Consider the following 11,706-nt stretch of genomic DNA (forward strand, 5'->3'; position numbering starts at 1 on the left):
CACTACCGCCATACGCTCGGCCGGCCTCACACATCACGCTCGGCCGGTCGGCCAGCAGTGCACCTTATGCCTGCCGACCGTACACCTTACCGGCCGAGCGGGCTCATGCGGCGCTAACGCCCAGCCTCACGCCTCGCCGTCCGGCCGGCACACCCGTCTCACCGGTCGAACGGATTCGCGCGGTAATCCCCGCCGCGTTTGCGCCGTGCGGCGAACACGATGCCCGCGGCGATGGCGGCGAGCACCAGAATCGCCCCGAAGATCATGGTGTTGAGGATCCATCCGGTGTGGGTGGCGTACTGCCACCAGTTGGCGGCGACCATCACGTTGTCGTAATTGGCGGTGGTCATGTTGCCGGCCTTGTCGTAGGCGCGGATGGAGACCTCGTGGCGGGCCGCGTCGGACGGGATGCTGTAGGACGTGTCCTGCTTGAGCAACTGGTCGTCGTCCCACTTGCCCTTGAGGTCGCCGTCCACATACAGCTCGGCGGAGGCGAGGTCGAGGTTGTCCTTGGCGTTCACGGCGATGGCCTTCTCGGAACCGTAGTAGACGCCGCCGGACTGCGCGCCGACCATGCTGGCGGTGGGCGCGGTGCCGTCGATGGCGAACTGGACTTCGGCGGTGCCCTTGCGGTCGGCGTCCTTCTTGTTCATCGTGTTCTGCGAAAGGTTGCCGGCCTTGTCCACCGACTGCATGAGCACGCGGTAGTAGCCGTCGGACCCGAACTGCTTCACCGGAATGGAGTAGAGGGTGCGGCTCCAGCCCTTGTCGTTCTCGGACTCGGTGTTGAAGTCGCCCTTGCCGAGCTGTGTGGCCTTGGAGTCCTTCACCACGGTGATGGCGGACTTGCCGGTCTGCAGGCCGCTCACGTTGATCTCGGTCACGCGCACGGGCTCGGCCTGCTTGAGGTAGGCGCCGCGCAGCGACTTCGTCTCGGTGTCGAACAGGTAGGTGGAGCCGAAGCGGTTGGCGGAGAAGGTCTTCTTCGCCTCGAACTCGTTGCCGGCCATGTCGGTGGCGTGGGCGGTGAGCGTGTACACGTCGTCGACGTCCACCTTGCGCTGGAAGTCGGCGAAGTCGACGGTACGGTCGTTCTTGTTCGACGTCTCCGAGGCTTCCGGGTTCTTGATGGTGCCGCGATGGGCGCCGCTCAGCGTGTACGTGACCTTGCTGAAGTCGATGTTCGTGTCGTCGTAGGCGATCTTCGGCGCCACGGTGCCGGCGTAGGCGGTCTTGTCCTCCACGCGCGTGATGTCGATCTTCGGCTTGGTCAGGTCGATGACGAACTCCGGTTCGGTGACCACGACTGCCTGGTTGCCGGCCAGGTCGGTGGCTTCGGCCTTCAGCGTGTAGTGGAATTCGCCGGTGAACGCGACGCTGTTGGTCCACGTGTACTGTCCGCCGGATTTCGTCCACTGCCCAGGGCCGGGCGCGGATGCCGCGGAGCCGTTGTCGTCCTTCGCCGTGGTGGTGATGGGCGATTCGGCGGCGGTGAAGTTGCGTTCGACCTCGGTGATCGTGGCGGTTCGCGTGGCGTTGTAGTATATGCCGTTGCGGGCATTGTTGTTGTCGAACGCGAGCTTGAGCACCGGGTTGACGGTGGCGCTGGGGAATTCGGCGTGGTACGTGTTGGATCGGTGGTCGCCCGGATCGGTGATGGCGGCGTCGACCACCCAGTCGCCGTCCTGCGCATAACGAATCTGCGTAGTGTACGTGCGACGGTCGCCGTTGGCGTTGGTGAACGCGCTCACCGGCACGGTGGATTTCCGTCCGTCGACCGACGACGTGACGACTACACGTCCGCCGTCGAACTTCCTGATGAAGTCGAAGTTGGATTCGCTGATGGTCACGGTGGCGGTGCGATGGGCCTTGTAGTACTTGCCGTGGCGTGCGCTGTTGTTGTCGTAGGTCACGGTGAGGCGTGGCGCCACGGTGTCGATGGCCACGCCGGTGACGCCGCGCACGTTGCTGCGCGCGTAGTCGTTGAGCGAGCCGGTGTCGACGGGGTTGCCTGCCGCGTCGGTCAGGCCGATGGCTGTGCCGTTAAGGGTGAGCCGCTGGCTGTCGCCGGTCATCAAGAAGCTGATGACGCCGCCCGCGGTGCTGCCGGAGTAGACGGCGGCCGGGGTGGGGTTGGCGTTCGTGTTCGAGATCCACGGGTCGTAGTTCAGCGCGGTGCCGTACTTGCGGAAGTTCGTACGATCGTAAGCGCGGAAGCCGACGCTTTCGACGCCGTTCTTGCCGGCTGAGGCGTTCGACGTGCAGTCGTGGCTGTTCGGGCTGTTCGTGGCGCGCACGGAGCAGATGCCGGAGATCGGGTCGTTCACGCCGTCGAGCGTCACGCGCAACGGGTTCGTGGCGAAGATCCAGTTCCAGTGCTTCGGACTGGTGGCGCTGAAGGTCAGGTTGCCCAGCTTCGGTGCCGTCCAGTCCATGACGAAGTCCTTGGACTGCTGAGCCTTCTCGTGCTTTGCGTTATTGGCCGGCAACAATCCGATGTAGTTGACACGGGTGTTGTAATGGCCTTCGGCCCTATTGCTGGCCCCGGCCGGACGAATCTTGTTGGTGTACTGGTAGGTGTACTCGCCGGTCTTGCCCAGCTGGGTGGGGTTGACATCTGCAACAGCGACGATGTCCTTGCCCGAGGCACGCTGCGGAGTCTTGTCGACCTGACCTGCGTAGAAGTCACCCTGCTCACCCTGCTCACCCTGCAGACCGGAAAGTCTCTGGTACAGCGGGAACCAGCGGTCGGTGACGGTGACGGTCTGGTTCACATCACCGCGGAAGTAATAGCCGGGTTCGCGGGACTGCGGGTTGCCCGACACATCGCCGTACGCGATCGAAGCGCCACGATTCGGCGTCGTGCCGTTGTCGACCACGATGGCGTCGTATGCAAGACCGTGCTTCTTCGCCAGATCGCCGAACTTCACGTTGGATGCCGTGTTCTTGGCATTGTCCGTAGCGGTGACGGTGACATCGTTCAACGGATAGAAACCTTCACTGCTGATGGTGACGTTGTACCATCCATCGCCGTCATTGTTCGGAGTGTCCGGAGACTGCTTGAATTCGGCTGCCCCCAGAGACTTGCCGGCAAGGTCCTTAGCCTCAGGGACGGAGATCCTCACCGAATCAAGCTGGGCGGTATAGGCGTCATTTCCCTTCTTCTCGTCCACGCCCGTGTTCTTTCGTTGCTCCTCCGGCAGCAGATCGCGCACGCGAATACTCAGCGTCTGGCTGCCGCTGGCGACTCGGATGTTATGCCCCTGGTACCCGGTGACCAGATTCGTGTTCGGATCGGTCGATTCACGTTTGATGTCGGTGACCTGCGGAGTCATGGTATCAAGCGTGTACTTGAAATCGGCCGGCTTGGCCAGCAGGGTCTTGTCGTCAACGGTGTTGGTGAATTTCAGCGTGTAGCCGCCGTTCTTCTGACTCCCACCGAGATCGGTCTTCTTGTCGAGTTGCGGTAGGAGGGCACCGTCCCAGGAGAGGACGCCACCTTCCTTGGTCTCGGTTTCCGAGGCTTTGCCGATGGTCAATCCCGTGACGTTGTCGGTCTTGGATGCATACTCCAATGTGCTTGTGGCAAAGACGTCAACATTCTGGTATCCATTCTTGAGGATGTCCCAGCGGTACTTGAACGCCTTGTCGGTTACAGCCACCGTAACGGCCTTGATGTCCTTGTTGTATGGCGAATTGCCGGAGACACCGTCCAGACCGATTTTCGCCCCGCCCTTGTCTCCCGAGATACCGATGGAGTCCGGCAGCGCGGCGAGTTTGAGGTTGGTCTTGGCGTCGGCGAGCGTGGTGTTCGCAAGCACGTTCGGGTCGGGGTCGGTCTCCTTGCCCTGCGACACGGTGATGGCCTTGTCCTTCACGGTCAGCGTGACGCCGGCGAGCGTGTAGACGCCGTCCTCCTTGCCGTCGTTGGTGCCGAGCGTAAGCGTGTAGACGCCGGGCTCGCCCTTCTTGGCGGTCAGCGTGACGTTCTTGGTCTGCTTCTTGCCGGCGAAGGTCGTGTAGTCGATCTTCGCCGTCACGTCGGCCACGCCGGACGTGTCCTTCTGGTCGCCGCCGGTGGAGGCCGCATCGTCCGTGTGCCTGAGCAGGTCGCGCACGTTGATGTCGAACGAGCGGGGACCGTTGGCGAGCGTACGGGCCTCGCCGTCCACCGTGGCCTTGAGGTCGGTCTTGGCGTCGGCGTGGTATGTCACGCCGGTGATGGACGGCTTCTGGTTGTCGATGCCGAACTTCGTGGGGTTGTTGTCGGTCTTGCCGAGCAGGAACTGCGCGGTGGCGTTGTCTGCCGGTGTGATGGTGTAGGTGCCGTTCTTCTGCACGACGGCGCCCGGGGCGGCACCCGCTCCGGCGTTGTCGTCGGGGATCAGCGCCGTCTGCCCGGCTCCCGGCTTGCCGCATGCGGTGATGAGGTATTCACCGGCCCCCTGCTGCACGTAGGCGGCGGCGCCGTCCACCGGGCACACTCCGGTGGCGTCGTCCGTGCCGTCGGCGGCCAATGTGCGGTTGAGCAGATTCACGGCGGTTGTGTCGTTCTTCGCCGTGTTCCACACGTCCTCGAAGAACGGGTTGTTCTTCACGAGGATGGTCACGGTGGCGGTCTGGCGCAGGTATTTCACGTCCGGACCGTTGCCGTAGTCCTTGCCGTTCACGCGGATGGTGCTGCTGACCTTGCCGAGCGAGGTGCCGTTGAGCAGTTTGAGCGTTCCGGGCACGTCGGCCGCGGGGGTCAAGCCGTTGGCGATGTCCGTGATGGATTCGGCGGCGGATCCGTTGCCTGCCTTGTCGGAGACGGTGATTTCGATCTTCGAGAAGTCATACACGCCTGACTGGTCGAAGACGAGCTCGTACTGCCCGTTCTGCCCGGCCACCGGCTTGAGTTCCACGTTGGCGAGCGTCTTGTTCGCGCCGAACGGGTCGGTGTAGGTGCCGTTGGCGACGACGGACTTCACGCCTGAGGCGTAGTTCGCACCGTTCGGGGCGGCGTCTTCGACGGTGAAGATGATGGAGCGCGCCGCCTTGTCTCCCATGGCCACAGTGGTCTTGCCGCGGGTGTAGTCACGACCCTGGTTGTTGGATACGTAACGAATATCCGTGACGACGGGCGCGGTGCCGTCGACGTTGAATGTGACCTTCGCCGTCGCGTTCGGCAGCACGGCCGTGTTCAGACCCACCGTATATGTGCCGTCCGTCACCGCACCGTTGCACGTGATGACGGTGTCCGGCGTGGTCGGGATCACGCAGTTGTCGGCCAGTCCGGTGAGCAGGGTCGCGTCGGCCTTGGCGGCCTTGGCGATTTCGAGTCGTTTGACGAACAGTTTGTCATCAGTGTTCTTCACGGTGACGCCGATGACCTTGGTGTACGTGCCCTTGAGGTCCTTCGCTTCGGTGCCGTTCACTGTGATGGCCGTGTTCCTGCCCGCCGCGGCGTCGACGACCAGCGTGGCCGGGGCCGTGGCCGCCGGATCGGTGTTGTCGGTCTTGACCGCATCGAGTTTGGTCGCGTCGGACCTGTTGCCCGCCTTGTCGATGACGACGACGTTCAGGTCGGCGAGCTTGTAGACGCCGTCTTCGGGCGTGGTCCACGAGTATGCGCCGTTGGCCGCCGTGATCTTCACGGCGTCGAGGGCTTTGGAATCCTTGCCGTCGGTACTGTATTTGCCGGAGATCTCCAGATGGTCGATATCGGTGTCCGCGGCATCGGTTGTGAACGTGAACACGCGCTTCGTCTTCGTCAGCCACGTGTCGCCGGCCTTGACCGGCGCATCCGCGGCGTCCTGCGCGGAGGCGTATGCTACGCCGGCCGCCTTCGGCGCGGCGGCGTCCTGGGCGAGGTCCACGTCATTGACGACGATTGCGTTGCCGTTGGCGTCGAGGATATCGTTGGCCGTGATCGACAACGTGTATGTGGCGTTGTCGGCGATGAGGTCGAATTCGGGCGCGGTCACGGGAGTCGTCGTCTCGTCGGCGCTGGTATAGACCAGCGTGTACGTGTTCTCGATTGGCTTGCCATCCTCGTCGACCGCCTGCACGAAGTCGGCGTATTTGACCGTCTTCTCGATGCGCTGGGCCGGCTGCGTCGGGTCGGGCGTCACACTCAGCGTGAGCGTGAGCGTCTTGGTGTCGTCGGTCTGCAGGGCAGCGAACTTGTCGGCGGGATAGACCACGGTGGCGGCCACGCGGATCTTCTTCGCGTTGGTGACGCCCGTCGTGATCGGCGTGGCGTCGGCGGCGACCTTGCCGTCCTTGTCGGCCGCGTAGATGTCGGTCGTCACGGACGGGGTCGTGGTGTCGGCGTTGGCGCGCACGGATTCGGACACATTCGACTTACCGTTGATGTCGGCTGCGTTGGCGCCGGCGGACGAACCGCCGTTCGCCGTCCCCTCGGATGAGCTGCCGTCAGTGTTGGCCGCACTGTTGGCACCGTCGCCCTTCGCAGCGTCGGCGGATGCACCGCCGTTCGACGCGGTGTTGCCGCCTTTGGCGGTGTTCGGCGTGGAGGCCGTGCCGCCGGTCGTCGTCTGGCTTTGCACGGAGCCGGTGGTGTCGTCGGCCGCATAGGCCGCGCCCATGCCCGCCGCCGACAACCCGGCGACGGCGGCGACGGCCACCGCCGCACACGCCAACGGTCTGGCGAGCGCGTGCAGCCATGCTGTATGGAATTGGGAACTCATTGCTTCTTTCCTCCACGGACCAGAATCGTGCGGGATTCGTCATCATCCGCATCGCTATTGGAAGTCTTGTTGATCTTACGGAACTGCATCAGCGAGGTCTCGCCCTCGTCGTCGGCGAGTTCGGCGGAGCTGGCCATGTTCACCGGAATCTCCACGACGGACGGTTCGGCCGGCGAATCCACTGGCGGAATCTGCTCGGTCATCTGTTCACGAATCTTTTCGGAGGCCACGTGCGTAGTGCTGCGTTTGGTGGATGCATTCCTCCGTGTGCCGTCGCCGGAGCCGGCTCCCAAGCCGCGCCCCGCGGGCACCGTCGGCGTCGCGGGCTGCGAGGAGCCGGTGCCCGATGCGCCGTCGGCCGGACCGCTGCCGGTGACGGAACGCACCTGGATGTCGCTGGTTTCATGCGTGCCGCCGTCGGCGATCGGCTTGCTGTGGCCGGTGGTCGCGGCGCCTCGCCACGATCCGGCGCGTTCGCCGCGCAGTTGGGCGATCTCGCGCTGGGCGGTGCGTCCGGTGAGGGCGTCACGCACGTCGCGAATCGCAAGCATCCTGTACATCACGACGGCCGCAACCGCCAGTACGATGGCCAGCGCCAGGAAAATCACGGCCAGCAGTCTCCACGTATCCGCGCTCATTTCGCGTCCCCCTTGATGTCAACGAAAGCATTGGAGATGGCTTCCAACGCCGGCTTGTAGGCGTTCTCGGCTTCCTTTTTCCTCTGATCGAGTTCGTCGGTGGTCGTGTTGCTGGAGTTCGCCAGGTCAAGGGCGGCGTCGGCGAGCACGCGCATCTCCTCCTTGGAGACGCCGTCCGCACGGAACTTGCGCGGGTAGACGCGCAGCGCGTCGAGCGAGAGGTTCGCGGCCTCAAGGCGAATGACCTCGTTGTTCTCCTTGCCGGCGTTGTTCACCAGATCGTTGAGCTTGGCGAAGTACGGCTTGTATCGGCCTGCGTCGGAACCTTCGTTGATGAGCGGCACGATCTGCGTGTTGAAGTCGGCGATGTCGGCGTAGATCCTGGCCACGTTCGCATCCTTGAAGCCCTGCGTCTCGGCCGCGTTGTGCATCCAGCGCGATGCTGCACGGATGCGCGCGTACCGCTGCTGGTCCTGCTGGTCCTGCTGGTTCTGGCCTTCGGAGTTCGCGGCGTCGCCCTTCATGCGGGTGCCGTCGTAGTAGTACCAGTACATCTTGCCGGTGTCGAAGGAGAGCTGCGCCCACGTGTCGGCGTTCCTCTGCAGGTCGGCCATGTGTTCGGTGATGGCGGAGTTGTACGTCTGCTCCTCCCGATCGGAGAGGCTGCCGTCGGCCGTGTAGCGCTTGATGAGGTTCTCGTACGGTTCGGCGGAGTCGGTCTTGATGGACGCGGCCTTGACGAATGCGGCCTCGGCCTGCGTATCGTCGGACGTCTGCGCGCCCTGGCCCATCCAGTAGTCGTAGTCGGAGTTCTGCGCATGGTTGGCCATGAGCAGCGAACCGCCGGCGAGCACGAGGCATACGACCGACGCGATGCCGGTGGCGAGGAATCCGCGCCATTTCAACAGCAGTGCGTCGCGGTGGGCCTGGTCCTCCTCCTTGTAGTGCTTGAGGGCGTACGCCATCTGCGCGCACGACTGGAAGCGTTCGTCCGGGTTCTTGCGCGTGGCCTTGGCGAGGACCGATTCAAGTCCTTCGGACAGTTCGGGCCGCACCTGACGAATCGGCACCATCTTGTGCTTGCGCGGGTGGCGTCCGGTGAGCAGGAAATATAGTGTGGCACCCAACGCATACACGTCGGTGCGGGCGTCGACCTCGCCGTCGGGGTCGAACTGTTCGGGCGCGCCGAAGCCGGGCGTGCCGAGCTGACGGGCGTCGCCGAGCAGCGGTCGTTCGCCGCGGTCGTCGCCGATCTCGCGGGCGATGCCGAAATCGATGAGTTTGATGGCCCCTTCCGGCGTAAGCATCACGTTCGAGGGCTTCACGTCGCGGAACACGACCGGCGGACGGCGGCGATGAAGATAGTCGAGCACGTCGCACAGCTGCACGCCCCAGTCGACCACATCGGATTCCTTCTGCGGACCCTCCTTCTTCAGGATGCTCGACAGCGTCCGGCCTTCGACGTAGTCCATCACGACGAACAGGCTGTTCTTCTCCTCGATCAGGTCGACGATTCTCGGAATCGCCGGATGATCGAAACGCTTGATCATGTTGGCCTCGACGGTGAGGCTCTTGATGACCAGATCACGCTGGGCGGAATCGGAGACGTTGCGAATCTCCTTGATGGCCCATTGCTTGTTGAGAGAGGAGTCCATGGCAAGGTAAACCGTGGACATGCCGCCCTTGCCTATCTGGGCGAGAATCCTATACCGTTTACCAACAGTGGCGTTTTCTGCAACCATTCATGTGACCCTTCTCCAGATCGGCCCCCTTCAGGCGCGGTCCGACCATTCGTATGCTCTCTCATGGAATATACCCTCTAATTGTGACAAGGGGAAGAGAGACGTCGGCACCGTAATTTACGGGGACGCAATGGTGAACGCCAGGGAAACGGCATATTGCCGTCATTTCTACGTAACCGTGATGAATCCACATGCGCCGAGGCTTCCTCTCCAGCGACGGTTTCGCGACGAAGGGGACCACGTGGGGTTGCCGTCGACTACGTAGAGGGGATACGATTGCAGGCGTCGCCTCTTCGCGCGATGGATATCCTCATCCGATGGCGTATGCGACGAAAATGACCAGAAACGCCAGCGTGCCCACTCCCCCAACGACGGCGAGCGCCAGTCCGAGCGGGTAGACGGGGATGCGGGTCCTCGCGCGCATGAGTCTGATGCCCGCCGCCAGCAGCAGCGCCGCAACGAGCATCAGAACGAAGACGAGTGCAAGGAACATGCTTCGTATTGTAGGCCGTTCGCGCCGGTTATAACGCATGCGTGGGCAAAAACCTATCCGTACGACTCCCCAGCAATGGTTATAACGCAACGATGCGGGAAAACCTACGCATGGGACCTCCAAACACGGGTTATAACGCATACGCGGGCAAAAACCTACGCACACAGCCTCCTCGCACCGGTTATAACGCATGCGTACGAAAAAACCTACGCACAGCCTCTTCGCACCGGTTATAACGCATGCGTACGAAAAAACCTATCCGTACGACTCCCCCAGCAATGGTTATAACGCACGAATCCGTTATAACCATCACAGACCCACTCCCAACGCAGGTTATAACGCAACGATGCGGGAAAACCTACGCATGGGACCTCCAAACGTAGGTTATAACGCATACGCGGGCAAAACCTACGCACACAGCCTCCCAACGCAGGTTATAACGCACCGGTGCGAGAAAACCTGCGCCACGGTTACGGTTTGTCGCGTTCTACGCAAGGATGGGAACCAGCATCGCTTCACGGTTCTCCTCCGTTGCATCGTCAGCGACGGATGGGAACCGACACCGCGCCACGGTTCCGATTCGTCGCATCCCCGCAACAGACCGGAATACAACAACGTCCCCGGTTCTCCTCCGTTGCATGTCCAGCATCGGAGAGGAACCGGGGACGTGCCGGCAATCGCCGATCGGCGATCAGTCGGCGTCGTTGAGCACGGCGATGGCGTCGATCTCCACGAGGGCGCCCTTGGGGATGTTGTTGCCGCCGAAGGCCACGCGTGCCGGCTTGACCGAACCGATGAACGCCTTGGCGTATTCGCCGTCGATCTCCTTGAAGTCGTCGACGTTCTTCATGTAGATGGTGGCACGCACCACGTTTTCGATGCCACTGCCGGAGGCGTCAAGGATGTTCTTGATGTTCTTGAGGGCCTGCGCGGTCTGTTCGCCGGCGGTCGCGCCCGCGAGTTCGCCGGTGTGGGGGTCGATGCCGAGCTGGCCGGAGACGAACACGAATCCGTTCGCCTTCACCGCCTGGCTGTAGGCGCCCAATGCGGCCGGCGCGTATGCGGTCGCCACTTCTTCGAGCTTGTCCACCATGATCGTTCCCTTCGTTGCGTTGGTGTTCCCACGAAACCGATGGCATGGAGCCGCCGGTCCATGATTCCGCATTGTACGGCGTGGATTATGCCGATGCCGCAGAACGACCGTCATACGGGCGACCGCGTCTGCCGCGCATCGTTGCGTCGCGAGTCTCCTCAGCCGTTGTACGCGCTCTCTTCCTCGACCGCGACAATCGTGAGGACGGCCTACGCGTCGTAGCCGCCGTCCGGCTCCGAACCCGTGCCGTCGTAGCCTTCGTCGGGGATGCCGGCGTCCATGTATTCGCGCGCGCTCACGCGGTTCACACTGCGCGATTCGTCCACGGCACGTTGGATGGTGCGGCGCACGTCGAATCCGTGGATGATGTTCTTCAGCACCAGTTGTCCGCCCGACGATTGGTCGCGGGTTTCCAAGGTGATCGTCGAGAGGCCGAACAGCCGTTGCAGCAGTGTGCGCGTGATGGTGATGTCGACGATGCGGAACAGTTTCGTCATGTCGTAGGTCTCGCGCAGGACGCCGGTTTTGACGGCGATTTCGTCGGCGGTGAGCGTATAGGTGGTGAAGGTGAACGGGGTGCGGCACCAGTTGCGTTTGCGTTGCGACCACAGGACGTCGCCATCGGCCATGCTGTTGGACATCGGGGATTCCTTTCGTCGGGGACCGATACGTTTCCATCGTACGGCCGATGTCGCGCCGGATTGGCGAATCAATCTCATGATGTTGCAATTCGTCGGTTTCGGGCATGAAAAAGTGGCTCCACACTTGTGAGTGTGGAGCCACTGTGGTCATCGGCCGACGTCGGTCAATTCACCGGCTGATGGGGTTGACGAATCCGTTGGGATCAGTCGCGCCTGCGGAACTTGATGCCGTAGGCGATGCCCGCCATGAGCAGGATGCTCAGGCACAGTCCGGCGACCGTCTGAATGTCCACGCCGGTTGCGGAGAGCTTGCCCTGCTGCTTCTGCTGGTTCGTCGTGGCATTGTTCTTGTTGTCGGTCGTGGAGCCGGGCTTGGGGGCGCCGCCGTTGGACGATGGGCCGTTCGG

Annotated in this window: 7 protein-coding genes; all 7 read right to left on the reverse strand. The window is 62.9% G+C overall.

Annotation, left to right across the window (positions count from 1 at the left end; translation table 11 throughout):
* Nucleotides 1-158: 158 nt before the first annotated feature.
* Entirely contained in the window at nt 159-6,692 is a 6,534-nt protein-coding gene (locus DF200_RS08535; protein WP_109137856.1) for a dermokine domain-containing protein, read from the reverse strand.
* On the reverse strand, nt 6,689-7,330 hold the full coding sequence (locus tag DF200_RS08540; protein WP_109137857.1) for a hypothetical protein: 642 nt from the start codon (nt 7,328-7,330) through the stop codon (nt 6,689-6,691). Before DF200_RS08540 ends, DF200_RS08535 begins: the two co-directional genes overlap by 4 nt.
* A complete protein-coding gene (locus DF200_RS08545) occupies nt 7,327-9,072 on the reverse strand; it encodes a serine/threonine protein kinase (RefSeq protein WP_109137858.1) in 1,746 nt (581 codons plus the stop codon). The genes DF200_RS08540 and DF200_RS08545 overlap by 4 nt, the downstream gene beginning before the upstream one ends.
* Nucleotides 9,073-9,382: 310 nt before the next feature.
* Nucleotides 9,383-9,565, reverse strand: coding sequence for a hypothetical protein (locus tag DF200_RS08550; protein WP_109137859.1), 183 nt, complete (start codon nt 9,563-9,565; stop codon nt 9,383-9,385).
* A gap of 691 nt (nt 9,566-10,256) precedes the next feature.
* Nucleotides 10,257-10,658 carry a Rid family detoxifying hydrolase gene (locus DF200_RS08555; RefSeq protein ID WP_109137860.1) on the reverse strand — a complete coding sequence of 134 codons (402 nt, stop codon included), beginning with the start codon at nt 10,656-10,658 and terminating at the stop codon, nt 10,257-10,259.
* A gap of 209 nt (nt 10,659-10,867) precedes the next feature.
* Nucleotides 10,868-11,299, reverse strand: a complete 432-nt coding sequence (locus tag DF200_RS08560) for a PH domain-containing protein (protein WP_109137861.1) — start codon at nt 11,297-11,299, stop codon at nt 10,868-10,870.
* A gap of 203 nt (nt 11,300-11,502) precedes the next feature.
* Nucleotides 11,503-11,706: hypothetical protein (locus DF200_RS10845; protein WP_158275823.1), on the reverse strand; the 204-nt coding region annotated here is incomplete at its 5' end.

Source organism: Bifidobacterium catulorum (assembly GCF_003129925.1).
Lineage (GTDB): Bacteria > Actinomycetota > Actinomycetes > Actinomycetales > Bifidobacteriaceae > Galliscardovia > Galliscardovia catulorum.